Raw genomic sequence first — 18,075 nt, 5'->3', positions numbered from 1 at the left:
ATGGGCGGCATGAACCTCGTGACCGGCGCAACCGGCCTGCTCGGCAGTCACATTGTTGAGCAACTCCGCAAGCGCGGCCTGCCGGTGCGCGCGCTGGTGCGGCGCGGCAGCGACACGACCTGGCTGAAGACCCAGGGCGTCGAGTTCGCGGAGGGTGACATCACCGACCCCGCGTCGCTGGCCGCTGCCTGCGCGGGAGTCGACGTTGTGTATCATTCGGCCGCGAAGGTCGGCGACTGGGGGCCGTGGGAAGAGTTCCAGCGCATCACGATCGATGGCACCCGCAACATCCTGGAAGCCGCGATCACGGCCGGCGTGCGACGTTTCATGCATGTCAGCTCGATCAGCGCCTACGGCTACTACACGCACGACATCACCGTGGATGAGACCTTCGACCTGGGCTACAAGCTGTACAAGTGGGCCTATTACAGCAAGTCGAAAGTCGCGGCCGAGCGGCTCGCGTGGGAGGCGCACCGCGCCAAGCGCATCGAGGTAACCGTGATCCGGCCGGCCTGGATTTACGGCGAGCGCGATCGTACGACCATCGCGCGCCTCTACCGGATGGTCCGCAACGGGCAGGCGAAGATCCTCGGCCGCGGCGACAACCGGCTCAACGTGGTCTACGCCGGCAACATTGCCGAGGCCGCCATCGCCGCCGCGGCGCGCCCCGACTGCAACGGCGAGGCGTTCAACTGCAGCAATGACGGCGAGATCACCCAGCAGCAGTACTTCGACCTGCTGGCCCGCGCGATCGGGGCGCCGCCGGTGAAGCGGCACGCGCCGTACCAGGCGGCGTACTTCGTCGGGTTCATGCTGGAGTGCCTCGGGCACCTGTTCCGCTGGCGAAAACCCCCGTTCGTGACGCGCTACGCCGTGTGGCTCATGGGGCGGCGGTCGTATTTTTCCGCGGAGAAGGCCCGGCGGGTGCTGGGGTGGCAGCCGACGGTGACTTACGAAGTGGGGGTGCCGGCGACGGTGCGCTGGTACCTGGCGCAGCGCGGCGACTGATCTCAGCGCGCCGCGCGCGGAGTGCAAACGAGCCCCGGGGTCACCGGGGCTCGTTGAAAGCGTCGGCTGCGAGGCCGGACACGTCAGTTGCGCGGCACGCTTACTGCAGCAGGGCCAGCACGTTCTGCGGAGCCTGGTTCGCCAGCTTGAGCACGCTCGTGGCCGACTGCACCAGGATCTGGGCCCGCGTCAGGTTGCTGGTCTCCTCGGCGAAGTCCGTGTCACGCAGCGCACTTTCGGCCGAGGACAGGTTTTCGAACTGAATGTTGAGCGAGTTCGCCGTCGTATCGAGCGTGTTGCGCTCGAACGACCCGAGTCGGCCACGGAGCGTCGCGACCTGCGACAGGGCCCGGCGCACGATCCGCTGCGCCGTGAAGTAGTTCTTCTCGCTCATGGCGTTTTCCTGGCCGGTCCCGATGGAGTACAGCCAGCCCACGTTGCCGTCGCCGAGCGACGCGGTCGTCAACGTGTTGATGCCGAGCGTCGCCATCGAGTTCAAGTCGAGCTTGGGCGAGATGCTGAACTTGGCGCCGCCGCCGGTGATGCCGAAGAGCGCAGTCCCTCCAGTGGTGACGCTGCCGAAGGTATCCTTGAGCGTGATGTCGGCATCGAGCGCGGTGGAGCGTGCGCTCACCTGGAGGCCGGTGCCGGTCAGAGTCTGGCCGTTCACGTTGACGACCACGTCCCGGCCCCAGTCCTCGCCGCTGCCGGCGACGGTGAATGTGCCGCTGTCCAGCACGCGGACCTTGACGAACTGGGCCGAGCCGTATTCGGTGCTGGTGAGTCGCACGACCGAGCCGTCGACCGTGGCGGACACGCCGGTGAGGGCGGCCGACTGGTTGACGGCCGCGGCGATGTCGGCGAGGGACGCGGACGCGAACGTGATGCGTTCGGCACCGAGGTTGCCGAGCACTTCGATGGTGACCGGGGTAGCGCCGATGGCGCCGCCCGTGTAGCTGACGACCGCGAGCGAAGCGGCCTGGGTGACCTGGACGGCGACCGAACGGGTGCCGCCCTGCGGCACGCGGGCGGAGTTGAGCTGCAGGTGGGCGATCTTCGCGGTCGACACCGTCGAGGTCGTGTAGGCCAGGTCGCCGTTGAGCAGCTTGCGGCCCTGGAGCTCGGTCGAGTTGGCGATGCGATTGATGGAGGCCAGGATCAGGTCGATTTCCTGCTGGTTGGCGACGCGCTCGTCGTCACTGATGCCGGTTTCGTTGCTCGAGCGGTCGACCAGGTCCTCGAGGTCGGTCAACAGGGTGGTGATCTCGCTCAGCCCGGACTCGGCAACCGCGACGACGTTGACAGCGCGGGCCACGTTGGTCTGCGCGGCCTGCACGGCGTTTTTCTCGGCGCGCAGAGTCTCGGATGCGATCAGGCCCGCCGGGTCGTCCTTGCCGGAATTGATGCGCAGACCCGTGCTCAGGCGCTGGAGCGACTGGTTGAGCCGCGTGTTCTGCGTCGTCAGGATGCGCTGCGCGATGATGGACGACACGTTGGTGTTGATACGACTCATGGCTTACGCCTCCAAGGGCGGCACACGGCGGCCGGCGGAAATCATCCGCCCGGCCGGTGCAGGTGTGCTGCTGCCAATCAGCTGCCACGACGGTTCCTGTGACCGTCTGTAGGGCTTTGAGACACCGGGGGCATCGTCCCGATCGCGCCGGGCCTTTAGTAATTTCAGCCCACCGGATGCCAGACGGCCGGTCGCGCCGCCGGCCGCCCGATTATCGGGCCGCCGACCGGCACGACCGGCCGTCGGTGCGGCGTGTGGACCCCGGCGCGTTTTAGCCGCCCAGCAGCCGCAGCACGGACTGCGTGGTCTGGTTCGCCAGCGTCAGGACCGTGGTGCCCGCGTTGACCAGGATCTGGTCGCGGGCCAGCCGCGAGGTCTCCGACGCGAAGTCGGCGTCCCGGATCGAGGACTCGGCCGACTGCAAGTTCTCCGACGTGATGCCCAACTGGTTCAGGTTCGTGTCGAGCGTGTTGCGCTCGAACGAGCCGAGGCGGCCGCGGAGCATCGAGATCTGGTCGATGGCCTTGGAGATGATATCCGAGGCCCGCGTGTAGTTCGGCTCCTCCTCGGTGAGGGCGAACTCGCCGCCCGTCTTCACCTGGGCCAGATAGCCGATTTCGGAATCGCCCAGCTCGGACGCGTGGACCGAGTTGATCGCCATATTCACCTGCAGGTTCGAGTTGACCTGCGGGCCAACCTGGAAGAGCGCCCCGCCACCCGTGATGGAGAAGGAGGAGCTGCTGACCCAGCCGGCGGCGACGTTCAGCTCCAGATCGATGCTGGAGGTCTTCATCGTCAGGTGGTTTCCCTGCGCGCGGGCCGCGGATCCGTTGATGGTCGCCTTGGCGTCGGTGCCCTTATCCTCACGCAGGTCGTTGACCCGCATGAACTCCTGGCCTTCGGACAGGACGCGGACCTTGACGTACTCGGCGCTGCCGTAGTCGCGGCTGTACAGGGCCACACCCGAGGTCACATGCGAGGTGGCCTCCACGCCGGTCGCGTCGGCGACGGCGTTGACGGCCTCGATGATCTGGCTGGCCGTGGCGTTGCTGGCGAAGGTCAGCGTCGTCACGCCGCGCGTGCCGCGCAGCTCGATGCTGACCTCGCGGGAGTTCGACAGGGCCGCGTACGGGAACTCCAGCCGGGCCTGCTGGGCGGCGGACTGGACGGCGACGTTCACGGCCATCGCGGCGCGCGTGCCGAACTGCGTGGCGTTGATGTGCAGGCCGCGGATGTGCGACAGGTCCACGTTGCTGGTGGTGTACGCGAGCGAGCCGTCGAGCAGCTTGCGTCCGGCGAACGTCGTGGTGTTCGCGATGCGCGTAATGCTGTCGATGGCCGAGTCGATCTGGAGCTGGTTGGCGGCGATCTCCTCGGCGGAGAACGCGCCTTCGTTGGCGGCCTCGACGATCTTGGCCTGGATGTCCTTGAGGAGCGAGGAGACCTCGTCGAGCGCGCCTTCCGCGGTGGCGACGATCAGCTTGGCGCGCTCCGTGTTGGAGACCGCCTGCTTGACCGCGCTGATCTCGGCGCGCAGGCGCTCGGAGACGATCAGGCCGGCCGGGTCGTCCGCACCGCGGCTGATCCGCAGCCCGGTGCTCAGGTGCTCCATTGTGGTGTTCAGTTTCTTGTAGGCGCTGTTCAGGTTTCTCTGGGCCGTGAGCGCAGAGACATTGGTGTTAATTCGAGCCATGGGCCATCCTCCTTGAACGGTTCGTGGCTGGATTGATACAGGGGTGGGAACGAGTGACAGTGGGGGATTCGACGACTACTTGGCGGGGCGCGGCCGCGGGCCACGCTTGGGCGCGGGCACCGCCGCCAGGTCGTCGGTCGTCACACCAGCGGCCCTGCGATTCTCGCGCTGAATAGCGTCGAACACTTCCTTGCGATGCACGGTTATGTCGGCCGGGGCTTCGATGCCCAGGCGCACTTTGTCCCCCCGGATATCGACGATCGTGATCTGCACGTTGTCGCCGATAATGATTGATTCGTCGCGTTGTCTTGAAAGCACCAACATACGCGGCTCCTTCCTGGTTTATGCCGATGCGTAGCCGGACAGGCGTCGACGCGGGGCTCGTGTCCAGGGCACCCTCCCGGGCGGAACGCGGGTCCACAGACCAACCCGCGGCGCGGCAATCACGCTGCGCCTCACGCCCTCCGTCAACCTGGTGCACTCCCGTGTACATTATACCGCACCTCTCCGGCGGAATGCCACCGCCGATTTAGGCCGTCTTGGCCACCGTCCGGGCGGTGGGCGCCGACACCAAGCGGTGGCGGGTCCCGTACCGCTTGTCGGACAGCACGAGCTGCTTGGCCTGGAGCGAGTGCGCACCGACCACCAGCGGTCCCAGCAGGTTCGCCGTCAGGTCCCCGTTCACCTTGTTTACGATGACGAGCACCTGGCAATCGTTCAGGTCGTTGAGCGCGAGGGCCGCCACGTCGTCCTTGCGGATGGGAACCTGGTAGTCCGGGACGAACAGCAGCGGATCGCAGACCACGAACGCCAGGTCCGGGTCATCGACCGACTGCATCCAGAAGAAGGCGGGATCCGCGGTCGTCTGGAGCAGCGCGAAGCGGTGGTGGTTCGGGAACCCGAGCAGGCCGTCCTTGAACGACATGATCTTGGCGTCGTCCACCTCGATGGGTCCGAAACGCGTCGTCTGAATGAGCATCCCATTGCTCCCGTGGCTCGCTGTCCTGTGGTTCGCCCGACGGGCGGCCGGCCGCCGTAGGCCGGCTGTCCATACACTCCGCCCGTCGGACCGGGCGTTTCCATTGCCCGACCCGCGCTCCGCGGACCAACCGTTGGTTGCGGTTCGCCGAGCCACTGCCGCGGCCCGCAACCCTGTGTCTGCCTCGTTTCCCCGGCCGCCGGCCCCGTCCCGGGACCGGCCACGCCCTTAGTCCAGATAGTCCAGCAACGACAGGTTTAGGACCTGCGATGCCGTGCTCAAATTCGCCTGCAAGGCCGTCTGCAACTGCTGGAAGCGCACGATCGCGTCCGTCATGTCCACGTCCCGCACGTCGCTCAGCATCGTCTGCGTGGCGGTGATCTCCGTCTCCACCCGCTCGCCGCGGTCCGCCAGCGTGCGCGCCTGGGCGGCGATCTCGCCGTGCTTCTGCTGCATGTACTTCAGGATCCGGTCGATGCGCTCGCCCGCGTACGTCAGGGTCTGGCGATGGTCGCGCTCCATCCCGTCCTTCAGCTCCAGTAGCGCCGTGAACGGGCTGTCCGCGCGCAGCGGGTTCATGTCCTGGCCGACGAGCTGGTTGCCCGTCGCGGTCACGTCCAAACCCAGGTCGAGCAGCGCGGGCGAGTCGTTCAACGCCGCGATCGTCAGCGTGCCGGCGCCGGCCGTGCCGTCGGTGATGACGATGCCGTTGCCCGGGTTCGCCAGCCCCGCCGTGACAGCGCCGCCGCCGGCTGCGTTGATCCGGTCGAGCACGTCCTGCAGTGTCAGCACCCCGTCGAGGCTGACATCGATGGTCGTGCCGTCCGCCGTCGTGATCCGTAAATCGCCGCCCGGCACCGTCTCGACGCCGCGGCCGCCGTTCAATCCGGCGAGCAGCGTGCCAGCGTGCAGCGAACGCACGCCGAGCGCGGTGGCGGCTTGTCCGCCGTTTTCCTCGATCCGCAGATCGGCCCCCGATACGCGACTGACGATGTTGATGGAGCGGCCGTCGTCCGACACGCGCGCCCAGACGTTCACCCCCGCGTGGTTGATGCGATTGAGCACGTCCTCGATGGTCACGGCGCCGTCAAACGTGATGGTGGCGCTCTGCCCGCCGTTGTGAATCACGAGGCCGCCGCCCAGGTTCAGGCCGGTGCCGCCGTCCAAGTCCGCGAGGCGCGTCAGGCTGGTCACGCGCGGATCGAGGTCTTCGCCGGCCCGCGCCGGAGCATTGAAGCGACAGGCCAGGCCGAGGTCCGCCGCGGTGTGGCCACCCCCGACGTCGCTGATCGTGATCTCGCCGGCCGCGGGGTTCGTCCGCGTCAGCAGGAAGCCGGTGGGGCCGAGCGCGACCGCTACGCCGGCCGGCAGCGCGGCCGTGAGCCGGTCGAGCACATCGCCGACCGTGGCGGCGCCGCTCAGATCGATCTGGGCCTGGCCGGTGGCCGTCACGACGTTGATTCGTCCCAGCGTGACCCCGGTGCCGCGCGCGCCGTTCAGGTCGGACAGGCGCGTCGCGCGCGTCACGGCCGGGTCGAGATCGACGACCCCCTTGACCTCCGCCGAGACCGCCCCGAAGAACTCCAGCCCGGAGATCGTGAACGAGTCCTCCGACAGATCGGTGTCCAGCACGGTTTCCATGCGGCCTGCGTCGCCGTAGTACACCACGCCCTCGCCGGTGCGCTTGAAGGGCGTCACGCCCGCGAGGCCGCTGAACAGATAGGTGTCCAGGTGCCGCCGGTTGCCCACGGTGACGAGCCGATCTAGCAGCGAGTCCACGACCGTCGCCAGCGCCTGCCGTTCCTCGGTCGACAGCGTGTCGCCCGTGGCCTGCACGGCCAGCGCCTGGGCCTCGGTGAGCAGCTCGATCGCCTCCTGCGCGGCGGCGTCGACCTCGGTCATCGTGGCGTTCGCTTTTTCCAGGTTGCCCTGCACCTTGTTCATCCAGTCGAGGCGCCGGTCGAGCTGGATGGCGCTCGCCGCCCGCAAGGGGTCTTCGCTCGGCTGGAGAAACCGCAGCCCGGTGGAGAGGCTGGTCTGCACGCGATAGAGGGCCGTCTGGTTCTGGCGCAGCGCCTCCAGAAGGTTGTACGCCTTCAGGTTTTGGCTGATGCGTGCCAGGCTGATTCCAGTGACGGCCATGCTTCCACTTTCCGCCGGGGCGCTTAGCTCACCAGGCTGAGAATCTCGTCCGAGAGCGAGTCGAGGACGTTCAGGAAACGCGAAGCGCCCTGGAAGGCCCGCTCATACTTGGTCAGGTTGATCGCCTCTTCATCCAGGCTGACGCCGCTGGTCGCTTCGCGCTGCGCGAGCAGACTGCTGTAGACCATGTCGGCGGCCTCCTGTGCCGTGCTGGCCGCGGCGGTTGTCACCGCCAGGCCGTTGATCGTCATCGCGTGGTAGGCTTCGATGCTCACGCCGCCGAGCAGAGCGCTGGTCGCGCTGCCGAGCGCGGCCAGGCGACCGGCGTTACGCCCGTCGCCTGCGGCGCCGTCGAGCGCGGCCGCCAGCAGGCGCGGGTTGCTCGTGAGCGCCGCGTTGACCGCGATGGTCGCGGCGTCGGTGCCCGTGAAGAACGTGCCGATGCCGAGGGCAGCCAGCGCGTGCGACGTGTCGTCCGCGAACGACACCTCGAAGCCCGCGGCCGCATCAATGCGCAGCCGGTTGTCGCCCGTGACCGTGGCGTTGAGCCCCGGCACGGCGCTCAGCGCGGCGGCCAGGGAGCTCAGCGTGGTGTCGTCGTTGTTCAGTCCGTCGAGATCGACCTCGATCATCTGGGTCGTGACCTGGCCGGTGGCCTGGTCACGCACGCGCACAAAAAACGTGCCGTTCTGCACGTCGAAAGGCAGGCCCGCTTCAGCGCTGTTCAGGGCGGCGCTGGCGTCGTGCACGGCGTAGCTCCCCTGAAGCCGCTGGTAGCCGACGAGTCCTTGCCCGCTGCTGTGGACGCAGTTCACCTCGTAGATCAGGGCCTTGGCGAGTTGGTCCAGCCGTTCGAGCTGCCCGGCCAGGTGTACGTCGCGGGTCTCGGCGATCGCGGCCAGCTTGCCCGACCGCGCGATTACGCTGCTGTTGTTGTCCGCGAACCGCAGCGTAGTACGTGCCAGCCCGTCGGCCCGCACCGTCTCGGTGGTCAGGCCGCGCGAGCGGTTGAAGTCCACCAGCGGCTCGCTGCCGACGTAGACGTTGACCACGCCGTTGTCCTGCTCGCGGGTCGTGATGTCCATCAGCTCGCCGAGCTGACGCAGCAGCGCGTCGCGGTTGTCGCGCAGGGCGCCGGCGCTGCCGGGCGACTGCGCCTCGGTCGTGACGATTAGCTCATTCAGCTTAGCAATCTGCTCGGTCAGCGCGTTGGCGTCGCGGGCCAGCGACGCCACCGTGTCGTTCAGATCGCTGATCTCGCTGAGCAGGCCGGTGCGCTGCCGCTGGAGCGTCTGGATGACCGTGTCGGCGTTGGCGAGGATCAGATTGCGGGCGCTGATGTCCGCGGGATTGGTCTGCACGTCGGAGAAGCTGCCGAAGAAGGTCGTCAGTTGCGTCGACAGGTCGTACTGCGTCAGCTCGTTGTACAGCGACTCGATGCGATTCAGCGCGGTGTAGGCCGTCTGGGCCCCGGCCCGGTCGCCCAGGGCGAGCCGCAGGCGGGCCTCGACCGCTTCGTCCACGTGCCGCTGCAGGCCGCTGAGGTTCACCCCCATGCCCGGCGCGACGCCGCCCAGCGTCATGCCGCCGTACATCGCCACGAGCCGGCCGGTCTGTCGCGTGTAGTCCGGGTTGCCGACGTTCGCGATGTTCTGGCCGGTGATGGCGATCGCGCTCTGATACGCGGCCAGCGCGCTGCGTCCGATCTGAAATGCGGCGCCTAAGACTGCCACGGCATCACCCAATCGCCTCGACCCAACTGCGTGGTCGTCCGACCTCGTGTTGACCCTGCGGTCCGTACACCAGTGACTCCTGGGCGGCGCGCGCCACCTCGGCAAACACGCCGCGAATGTGAGATTGCAGGTTCTGTGCCACGCGGGCCGCGAGCCGGTTTTTTCTCTGCAAGTCGCCGACGGTCGCGCGCAGGGCCGCGTTTCTGGCCCGCAGCGACGAGGCCAGCGGCTCCGGCAGCCGTTCGGCCACCTCCGGCAGCCGCACCCGCGCGGGCTCCGCCATGTGCAGTCCCTGCGCGACGCGCGCAAGAACTGCCTTGCGCCGCTGCTCCCCGCGGAACACTTCCCGCAGCACTTCCTCCTCGCGCCGGGCACAGCGCTCCAGCGCCGCCGTGTCCGCGGCGCGCAGCCCCGCGAGCTTCTCGGCGGCCAGCTCGCCCAGCGTTTTCATCGCGGCGTGCAACGCCGTCAGGCACTCACCCAGCTCACGCAGCCGGGGCGCCAGGCCGCCGGTGCCGGGCGGCGACTTCGCCACCGCGGGAGCACGGGATGTCGGGTTACTGGGGCTCATGCCGCGGGGACCTCCGCCCTGGGGGCCAACTGGGTCTGCGTCGTCCAGGACACGCGCCGCGCGTCCGAGGCCGCCGGCGGGGGCACGGCGCCGAAGTACCGGGTCATCTGCCGAACCAGCCCGCTGCTGGCGGTGGCGATACCGTCCGCGAAGCGCTCGTCGAGCTTCGCTCCAAACGTCGATTCCGTCTGTCCGCCGTCCGCGAAATCGCGCCCCAGCGGAAATTCGCGGGCCTCGGCCAGCAGCGGTTTGAAGAACAGCTCGGACAGGAACTGCGCTGCCGTCTGCCGCACGACCGCCGGATCGGTCTCGTCCAGCTTGCGGCCCGCCGCCAGCAAGGCGCGCAACGTCTGCGGCGTCACGTCCGTCCGGCCGGTGATGGCCGTCGGGCGGGCGATCATGGCGCGGGTGATAGTCAAAGCCATGCCTGGGCCTCTACTTGTATTGAATCTGCGCGTGCAGCGTGCCGCTGCGGTGCAGGTGCTCGATTGCGTCGATCAACTGGTCCGGGGTCACCTTGATCGCCGACAGCGTGTCAAACAGCTCGTTGAACCCGATCGTGTTGCCGGGCGTCGGCGGCGTGTCCGGCGGCGTTTCCGTCGTGCCGATGCGCACCGTCCCCACGCCTGGGATCTGGAGCACGGTCGGTGAGACCCGCACCCCCGACGTGAACGCGACGTTCTTGGTCGTGCGGTTGATCGTCACCACGGCAGCCGGCGCCGGCAGATCGAACAGCGGCGTCTCTTCCACCGTGCTGATAAAGCGGGCCGGACTGTCCAGCTCATACGGCGGGATGCGCACCACCACGTTTCTCGGGCTGGTGGCCACCGCCGGCGTCGCGTTCGCCACCGTCGCGCCTGCGTCGGCCGGCGCCCCGCGGCCGGCGGGGCTGGACAGCTCGTGGTTCACGGCCCGCGCGACCATGTGCGCCCAGGTCCACCCCGCATGTGCGTCATCCAGCACCAGCGTGATGCATCCGTCCTGCATGAACGTGTACAGGAAATCCGCTTCCAGCACCGCACCCGCGCGGATGACCGCGCGCGTCGGTGTCTTCTCGTCCGGCGTCTCCAGCGCCCCGGCGGCCAGCGCCAGGATCCGCTGCGTGGCCGGATCGTCCTCGGCGAACATGGCGTACTGCAGCGGCGTCGTGAGTAATTGCCCGCCCCGCAGGCTCTTGCAGGTGCCCACGGCGGAGACAATCACGTCCAGCGCCTGGCCTTCGCGGGCGCCGTGCTCGGGGATCACCGCCTCGACGGAAACCAGCGCGATGCTGCGGTTGCCCTTGACCTCGGCCTCGTCCAGGATCGGCGCGTGGTAGCGCTCGTGCATGCGGGCCAGTGACCGCATGGTCGGCAGGTACTTCTCGCCGTCGCCCGTGCCGGGCAGGCCGACCACCAGGCCGTAGCCCATCAGCCGGTTGGTGCGCTGGCCCTGGAGCCGCGCGATGTCCTGCACGCGGACGTCGGCGCCGAGGGCGCCAGCCGTCGCGGCCAGCAGCAGTCCGATTGTCGGTGTGCATCTACGCATTCCGTCAGCCTTCCTGGCCCCGGCACGCCGGCCGGGGCTTAGCCCGTGCCTAGAAGATCCGTACGAGGTCGAGCGCCCGCTGGATCCAGCCACGGCGGGTCGCGTCCCGCACCGCGCCCGAGTGCTGCACGTCGATCACCGGGTCAGCGATCTGCGTGCTCAGGATCGTGTTGTCCGGCATCACGTCCTTGCTCCGGCATTCGCCCGTCAGTGTGATCCGGTAGCCTTCGTCGTCGATCATGATTTCCTTGACCGCCTCGAGGACGAGGTTGCCGTTGGGCTTCACGTCGATGACCCGCGCCGTCACGCGCGTGGTCAGCTCGTCCTTGCGGTCATACGAGCCGTCGCCCTTGTAGTCGTTCTTGAAGTCGAACAGCACCGCCGGGCTGCCCTGCTCCTGCTTCGCCGGGATGAGCCCGTGCTTGTCGCTGAAGCGGATCCACTTCGTCAGGGCCGAGTCCAGCTTCCAGTCTTTCTTTGACTCGAGTTTCGAGTCGGTCGTCGCGGTCTTGCTCTCGCGCACGATAATCGTGACCAGGTCATGGACCTTGATCTTCTCGGGATCGGGAGTCTTCACCGCGAACGGCGAGCTGCGCAGCAGCACCGTGTTTGGCTTGGGCTCCGGACGGTCTTGGGCCAGCGTGGCGCGCGCGTTGCCCGCGGTGCCGAGCAGTGCCGCGCCGCTGGACGCCGGCGCCGGCGTGTCGCGCGCCGCGTCCGCCGCCCGCCATCCGTTGCCCAGCAGCGAGTTGTTCTGCGCCTGCGCCGGACGCGGCGCGGCCGTCAGCGCGACCACGGCTGCCGCCAGCGCGAGCCACCACTCGACCCGCCGCAGTGTGCGCGTGTGGCTCACAGGTTGCCCTCCACCAGTCGCACCGTACCCAGGCCGGTCACCACGCCGCGCAGCAACTGGCGCTCGCCGCGGGTGTCACCCATCCGGATGCGCACCGTGTCGCCGTAGCCGCCAGAATCCAGGGCCATGCCGGTCAACCGCACATGTACGGCGCTGTTGTCGTTCGTGACCGTCACCGGCCGCGAGCGTACGACCAGGTCGGCGGGCTTGATGGCATCGGCGCGCACGGCCTCGCCCGCGGGCACGAAGCGTTTGATCTGCTGGCCAACGACTTCCTCGATCTGGCTCGGGCCGCGGTGCGCCGCATCCGCAAACACCCGCGTCTCCACGGCCACGTCGTCGCTTCGGATGAAATTCCCCGGGTTTAGCGGCCGCCGGGCCACCACCACCGGACGCACCAGGCGCACCTGGGCGTACAAGTCCACCTTGCGCTGCACATGGCCGTCCCGGCGGATCACCACGTGAAACTCACGCAGCCCCAGCTTGTCCCGGCTGCTGCTGCTCACGCCGAAATCCCACGGCGGCGTCGTGAGCTGCAGAAACTCCTGCCCCGCGCGTTCGAAGTCGATCTCCGCGGTCCCGCCCAGACTGGCCAGCTCGCCATTGACGTGGGCCCGCAGAACCTCCGCGAGCGCGCGCCCCCCCTCCGCGACGGGCGCGGCCGGCGCGCCCAGCAGCGGGGCCGCGACGGACTCGGGCTCCAGGGGCTGCGCCGGCGGCGGCCGCGTAATCACGCATTGCAGCGCGCCGCCGACCAGCACGCGCGACAGGTTCACGCCCAGTTCGTCCAGACGCCGCACGATCGTGTCGTGGCTCACCGCGGTCAGCGGTCGGGCCGCATCGGCGCACACCGGCTCGCCGGCGATGCGCTCGGTCAGCTCGTCCGCCGCGCTCGCGAACACCAGCACGTCCCCGAGCGTGACGGCTTCGCCGTACACCGTCGTCTGCGGGCGGAGCCGCAGGGAGACGGTATCGGCGTCGGCGTCGGCGGCGCCGGCCACGCCCGCCGTCCCCATCAGACAGACCGCCAGCAGCAGTAGCCTGCTCATCACGCCTACCTCCGCAGATTGGCGATGGTCCGCAGCGACTCGTCGGCCGCCTGGATCGTCTGTGAGTTCATCTGGAACACGCGTTGGGCCTTGATCAGTTCGACCAGCTCGGCGACGGCCTCGGTCGTGCTCTGCTCGAGATGCGCCGCCATGATCTCGCCCAGGCCCTGCTCGCCAGGGGTCCCCTCGATGGGCTCCCCCGAGGCCTGCGTCGCCGTGAAGATGTTCGCTCCGCGCTGCAGCAGACCGTTGGGGTTCACGAACCGCGCGAGCTCGATCTGACCGAGCTCCTCGGTCGTGCCGTCCGGGTTCGTCGCCATGATCCGGCCATCGCTCGAGATGCCGACGTTTTCCTTCGGAACGTCGTCCGGAATGGTCGGCGAATCCTTCAGACGGTAGCCGTAGCTGTTGCCCAGCACGAGTTCACCGTTCGCGTTGCGGACGAAGTTCCCGGCGCGGGTGTACCCCGTCGCTCCGCCGGGCAGCTCGACCTGAAAGAACCCGTCGCCCTGGATCATGATGTCCAGCGGCTCGCCGGTCGGCGTCGCCGAGCCCTGCTTGAAGATCACCTGCGTGTTGCTCAGGGCCACGCCCAGGCCGACCTCCGTGCCCAGCGGCGTCTCGCTTTCGTCGCTCGTCTGCACGCCCGGCTGCGCGCGAATCTGGTACAGCAGATCCTGGAAGTTCGCGCGCGCGGCCTTGAACCCCGGCGTGTCGGCGTTCGCGATGTTGTTCGCGATCACATCGATCTTCGTCGACAGGGCCTGCATGCCCGTCGCGGCGGTATGGAGTGCGGTGATGGCCATGGTTCACAATCCTTCACGCGTGACCCGCACCCGCGGAGTCACGTTCTTTCCCGCGGCCCTACGTCCGCAGGACCACGTTGATCAGCTTGCCGGCCGATTCGTCCTGGAGCGCAATCATGCGCGCGTTCATCTGGTACGCGTGCGCGGCCTGAATCATGCTCACGAGCTCGTTTACCGGCTGCACGCTCGCGCTCTCGACGTAGCCCGCCTGCACCAGCACGGGGGCTTCCACGGTCCCTTCAGCGGGGCCGGCGAAGCGCGCCGCTCCGGCTTTACGGAGCGTGCCGTAGTCGGCGAAGTCCACCAGTTCCAGCTCGCCGACAACGGCCCCGTCCTGCTGCACGCGCCCCTGCGTGTCCACGCTGATGTCGCCGCCGTGCGGATTGAGCCGGATCGGCATGCCGCCGCGGCCCAGAATCGGCGCCCCGTCGCTCGCCGCGACGAGCAGCCCGTCGTCGCGTCTGGTCATGCGCCCGTCGCGCGTGTAGAGCGTTTGTCCGTCCACCTCGACCGCCAGAAAGCCCGGTCCGTCCAGGGCCACGTCGTACGGATTGCCGGTCGCGACCGGGGTGCCCGCCGTGTGGTCGGTAAAAGTCTCGCCGAGCCACATCCCGCCGGAGAGCCCGGCCAGGTCAACCGCGCTGGCACCCTGGCGAATACCGGCGGCGCGGGCCGGCACGCGCTCGGCAAACGTCGCGATGTCGCGCCGGAAGCCGACGGTGTCGGCGTTCGCGATGTTGTTGGCCAGCACCGCCTGGCGGTACTCGCTGGTCAGCATTCCCGCGGCCGAGTTGTACAGCCCGTAGATCACGGCTGTTCCTTGTCATGGGGAGCCGGGACGACGGGTGTGGCCGCAATGCCGCGACCTGGCCCGTGCTCATCCGTGAGCCGGTACCACGCCTCGGCCAGCACCCGCCGCCCCAATTGGCTCCAGTCCCGCGGCGCAGCGTCGCTGTCCGGTGTCCTGATGTGCTCCTGAGGCACGCGACCTCCGGACGCGGGGGTGGGCCTTGCGACCCGTGCCCTGGACGCAATCGGAAGCTGTCGTTGCATCCGGCGACTCCTGCGCCAGCTCGTGCCCCGCGCGCCGCATCCGTGCAGGCCGCGCTCGGGCACGTAGCCGTCAGAGGGCAGATGCCGTGCCAGATCGCGCGCTGGCGGACGGTGGCAACGCGCGACGAGATCGATAACCTGTTCAGTGCGTGGGATTTGCTGCTGCAGTAATCCGCGCGCGGTGACTGGCGTGCCACACTCCGAATCGCCCGATCACCGGCATCCGTTGCGCTACCCCCGCAGCTCTTGCACGCGCGCGACGTATCATGGCCCGACGACGCGGTCGCCACGTTGCGGTGTCGCGCGCCGGTCGGACACGAGTTGGGCGACCACCACGTTACGCCCGGTGAAGCGCTGAATTACCTGCATCTGTGCGATCAGGTCGTCGCCGCGCAGCACGCGTACGGGCATGCCGACGTAGCTCCGTGGCAACTCCAGGGTCGCCAGCCCGGCGCGCGCGTCGAACATCCGCACCTCCCCCTCGACGGACGGCAGCGCCGCCACCGCTTTGCCGCGCGCCAGCGCCCGCTCCAGCCCCGCGCGCTCCCACGGCGGCAGCATCGTGATCACGTCATCGATCAGCGCCACCCCCATCGGCGAGTCGATCATGGCCAGCGCTTCCGCCGCCGCCAACGCGACCGGTCGCTCCGGGTCGGCCAGCAGATCGACCAGCACCGGCTCGCACACCTCGACGCGCAACTGCGCCAGGCACGCCACCAGCGCCAGCCGATCGCGCGGCGTCCGCGCGCGCAGGTGCATCCGCCAGTCATCCGCCGTAAAGTGCAGCTCGCCCGCCAGGAACGCCGGCGTGTGCCGATAATAGATCTCCAGCGTCAGCGTGCAGATCGCGGTCGTATAGACGCGCCCGCCCATCCGCCCGAACTGCCCCCAGCTGGCGCCATACGGCGGCCAACTGCCGTACGTGTGCCGCTTCTTACCCGACTTGGTCTTGGAGCGATCCTGCAGCGGCAGGATCGCGTCGCGCAGCCGGGCGTTCCAGCGCTCCCAGTCGTCGCCGCCGCGCTGGAACATCGCCAGCGTGCCATAGTACCAATAGTACTCGTTGTGCGCCCCCGTCGCGTCGCGTCCCCGCGCCCGCGCCGCCGACGGCAGCTCACTGGCCAGCAGCGCGCACTGCAGCAGCGGCGTCGTGCTATCCTGGCGCCAGCCCAGCAGTTGCTCGCACGTCAGTCCCGCCGCCAGCATCCCGACGCCGTACCTGTAGACCGGGTGCAGAGTGGCATCCAGCTCGTAGCCCGCGCCGGCATCGGCGTAGCGTACCCGCCCGTCCGGCTCGGTGGCCTGCGTGAAGTGCATGGCGGCGCGCACCAGCGTCTCCTGCGGTACCGCCACACCGGCCGCCGCGCAGGCATGCAGCGCCTGGACCATCCACGCCGTGATGGAAGTGTCATTTCGGCCCGAGGTTGGAGAGCGGACATAGTCCCAGCCGCCGCGCGCCTGCTGATTCGCCACGATGCGCGCGACCGCCCGCGCGAGCGGCGCGCGGACGCGGTCGTCCTGCGTGAGCGCCAGATACTCCGCCAGCGCCAGGGTTCCGAGGGCGTCGTTGTAGCCGGCCATACTGTCGCCCTGCGAGAACCCGCCGTGCGGCTCCTGCCGGCGCAACAGCGCACCCACCGCGCTGCGCACCACTTCGGGGTAGGGGCCGGCACGGTCCGTGTAGCCCGCGCCCAGGAACGCGAGCAGCGCCAGGCCCGTCACGCCCGCCGTCAGGTCGTCCGTCTCACGCTGCAGCGCGACGCCCGTGCAGCGGTCATCACGCGGGCAGCGGCGGTCGAAGTGCAGGCGGTCCCAAGTGCCGTCTTCCGCCTGGTGGGCTGCGAGCCATGCCAGACCGGACTCGACGGCGCCCTCCGTCAGCGGCGTACCGCCGAACTGCTCCATGCCGCGCCGCTTGGCTTCGTCCGAGCGGTCCCATTCGGAGTTGCGTCCGGCCGCGGCTGGGCGCGAGGTCGCATCCGCTCCCGGAGCTGGCGGGCCCTGACTTACGTGCCGGCGATCGGTCGTTGATGCCGGCGCCTCGTCGCGAGCGGGTCCCGGCGTCGTGGGCTCCGGCTGGTAGGGGACCGGCTCTTCCGCGGGCGGGGGCTCGGTTTCGGCTGGGCCATTGCTGTCCACTACGGCGGGCCTCGGCGATGCGGGACGCGTTCCGACCGACGGGCGGAGGATCAAGGGCAGGGCCACCGCAAGTGCCGCCAGCACAAGGATCAAGAGCTGGCCGGCGCGCACCAGGCGTCGCTTACGCATCGGGCTGCGATCCGGGTGAAAGACCATCGCCCATATTCTACCGCGTTCCGTCCGGGTCGCGCCGGAGCGCGGCCTGCGCATCCGGCGTCGGACGTGCTAAACTCTGGGCACGGTCGCTCGTGCGCGGCGGCCGGCGTACCCGATAGGAACTGAAACCGCAATGCGAACCGCCATTCTGCTGACGATCTCGAACGTGTTCATGACGATGGCCTGGTACGGCCACTTGAAGTTCAAGGGGGTGGCCATGTGGAAAGTCATCCTCGTAAGCTGGCTGATTGCGTTCGTGGAGTACTGCTTCCAGGTGCCCGCGAACCGCTGGGGGCACCAGCAGTTCAACGCCGCGCAGCTCAAGACGCTGCAGGAAGTGATCACGCTGATCGTGTTCTGCGGCTTCTCGGTGCTCTACCTGCGTGAGCCGCTGAAGTGGAACTACCTCGTCGGCTTCGGCCTGATCGTCGGCGCGGTGTTCTTCGTCTTCAAGAAGTGGTGATGCCTAGAGCGTGATGACCTTCTCCGCCGCCGCCAGCTCGCGCAGGATTTCGTCCATGTTCGACGCCGGCACGAGTTCGGGCTGGAGCTGGTAGAAGTTCAGGCACGTGCCGCACGGCCGCAGGTCGATCCCCATCTCATGGAGCTGGGTGAGCTCGGTCAGCACCGGGGAACCCTTCGTGATCAGCTTCACGCCGCTGTTGTAGAGCACGATGGCGGTGACGCCGGCGACGGCGGGCAGCTTCCGCAAGAACGTGGCCAGGATCTTCTGACCCAGGGCCGGGTCGCCGTGGCCCATCTGGTCGTTGTTCAGCACAATCACGGTTTTCATCATGGTCTCGGTAATGCCTTCGTGGGCGCGCGCAACCGGCTGGCGCGCGCCACAAGTCTA

The 18,075-nt window shown here is 68.7% G+C and carries 17 protein-coding genes; 2 read left to right on the top strand and 15 right to left on the bottom strand.

Annotated elements, in window-relative coordinates:
* Positions 1 to 1,008 carry an NAD-dependent epimerase/dehydratase family protein gene (locus KA383_10240; protein ID MBP7746504.1) on the top strand — a complete coding sequence of 336 codons (1,008 nt, stop codon included), beginning with the start codon at positions 1 to 3 and terminating at the stop codon, positions 1,006 to 1,008.
* Positions 1,009 to 1,108: 100 nt separating this feature from the next.
* Here the strand turns inward: KA383_10240 and KA383_10235 are convergent, their stop codons facing one another.
* The 14 genes from KA383_10235 to KA383_10170 all read right to left on the bottom strand — a co-directional run bounded on the left by KA383_10235 (position 1,109) and on the right by KA383_10170 (position 17,195).
* Positions 1,109 to 2,521, bottom strand: coding sequence for a flagellin (locus KA383_10235; GenBank protein ID MBP7746503.1), 1,413 nt, complete (start codon positions 2,519 to 2,521; stop codon positions 1,109 to 1,111).
* 271 nt (positions 2,522 to 2,792) lie between these two features.
* Positions 2,793 to 4,214 carry a flagellin gene (locus KA383_10230; protein MBP7746502.1) on the bottom strand — a complete coding sequence of 474 codons (1,422 nt, stop codon included), beginning with the start codon at positions 4,212 to 4,214 and terminating at the stop codon, positions 2,793 to 2,795.
* 75 nt (positions 4,215 to 4,289) lie between these two features.
* Entirely contained in the window at positions 4,290 to 4,538 is a 249-nt protein-coding gene (csrA, locus tag KA383_10225; GenBank protein ID MBP7746501.1) for a carbon storage regulator CsrA, read from the bottom strand.
* 205 nt (positions 4,539 to 4,743) lie between these two features.
* A complete protein-coding gene (locus KA383_10220) occupies positions 4,744 to 5,193 on the bottom strand; it encodes a flagellar assembly protein FliW (GenBank protein ID MBP7746500.1) in 450 nt (149 codons plus the stop codon).
* Between the two features lie 228 nt (positions 5,194 to 5,421).
* Positions 5,422 to 7,335, bottom strand: coding sequence for a hypothetical protein (locus KA383_10215; protein ID MBP7746499.1), 1,914 nt, complete (start codon positions 7,333 to 7,335; stop codon positions 5,422 to 5,424).
* Positions 7,336 to 7,358: 23 nt separating this feature from the next.
* Positions 7,359 to 9,068 carry a flagellar hook-associated protein FlgK gene (gene flgK / locus KA383_10210; protein ID MBP7746498.1) on the bottom strand — a complete coding sequence of 570 codons (1,710 nt, stop codon included), beginning with the start codon at positions 9,066 to 9,068 and terminating at the stop codon, positions 7,359 to 7,361.
* 4 nt (positions 9,069 to 9,072) lie between these two features.
* Complete coding sequence (locus KA383_10205; GenBank protein MBP7746497.1) at positions 9,073 to 9,639, bottom strand: flagellar protein FlgN; 567 nt, start codon at positions 9,637 to 9,639, stop codon at positions 9,073 to 9,075.
* Entirely contained in the window at positions 9,636 to 10,064 is a 429-nt protein-coding gene (locus KA383_10200; GenBank protein ID MBP7746496.1) for a hypothetical protein, read from the bottom strand. Before KA383_10200 ends, KA383_10205 begins: the two co-directional genes overlap by 4 nt.
* A 10-nt stretch (positions 10,065 to 10,074) precedes the next feature.
* The gene (locus KA383_10195; protein ID MBP7746495.1) at positions 10,075 to 11,166 is read right to left on the bottom strand and encodes a flagellar basal body P-ring protein FlgI; all 1,092 of its coding nucleotides are present in this window, start codon (positions 11,164 to 11,166) and stop codon (positions 10,075 to 10,077) included.
* A 49-nt stretch (positions 11,167 to 11,215) separates the two neighbouring features.
* Positions 11,216 to 12,019, bottom strand: a complete 804-nt coding sequence (locus tag KA383_10190; protein MBP7746494.1) for a flagellar basal body L-ring protein FlgH — start codon at positions 12,017 to 12,019, stop codon at positions 11,216 to 11,218.
* Positions 12,016 to 13,068: a flagellar basal body P-ring formation protein FlgA gene (flgA, locus tag KA383_10185; GenBank protein MBP7746493.1), complete on the bottom strand. Its 1,053-nt coding sequence runs from the start codon at positions 13,066 to 13,068 to the stop codon at positions 12,016 to 12,018. The genes KA383_10190 and flgA overlap by 4 nt, the downstream gene beginning before the upstream one ends.
* Positions 13,069 to 13,073: 5 nt before the next feature.
* Entirely contained in the window at positions 13,074 to 13,874 is an 801-nt protein-coding gene (gene flgG / locus KA383_10180) for a flagellar basal-body rod protein FlgG (GenBank protein ID MBP7746492.1), read from the bottom strand.
* A gap of 58 nt (positions 13,875 to 13,932) precedes the next feature.
* Positions 13,933 to 14,685, bottom strand: a complete 753-nt coding sequence (locus KA383_10175) for a flagellar hook-basal body protein (protein MBP7746491.1) — start codon at positions 14,683 to 14,685, stop codon at positions 13,933 to 13,935.
* Between the two features lie 506 nt (positions 14,686 to 15,191).
* Positions 15,192 to 17,195: a terpene cyclase/mutase family protein gene (locus tag KA383_10170; GenBank protein MBP7746490.1), complete on the bottom strand. Its 2,004-nt coding sequence runs from the start codon at positions 17,193 to 17,195 to the stop codon at positions 15,192 to 15,194.
* Positions 17,196 to 17,355: 160 nt separating this feature from the next.
* Between KA383_10170 and KA383_10165 the strand changes: the two genes are divergently transcribed.
* Positions 17,356 to 17,685, top strand: coding sequence for a DMT family protein (locus tag KA383_10165; protein MBP7746489.1), 330 nt, complete (start codon positions 17,356 to 17,358; stop codon positions 17,683 to 17,685).
* A 3-nt stretch (positions 17,686 to 17,688) separates the two neighbouring features.
* Here KA383_10165 and KA383_10160 read toward each other — a convergent pair whose 3' ends face one another.
* Positions 17,689 to 18,015, bottom strand: a complete 327-nt coding sequence (locus KA383_10160; GenBank protein ID MBP7746488.1) for a DsrE family protein — start codon at positions 18,013 to 18,015, stop codon at positions 17,689 to 17,691.
* Between the last annotated feature and the right edge of the window lie 60 nt (positions 18,016 to 18,075).

The organism is Phycisphaerae bacterium (assembly GCA_017999985.1).
Taxonomy (GTDB): Bacteria; Planctomycetota; Phycisphaerae; order UBA1845; family Fen-1342; genus JAGNKU01.
The sequence above is the reverse complement of the archived record's forward strand: the minus strand, read 5'-3'. Positions and strand labels throughout refer to the sequence as shown.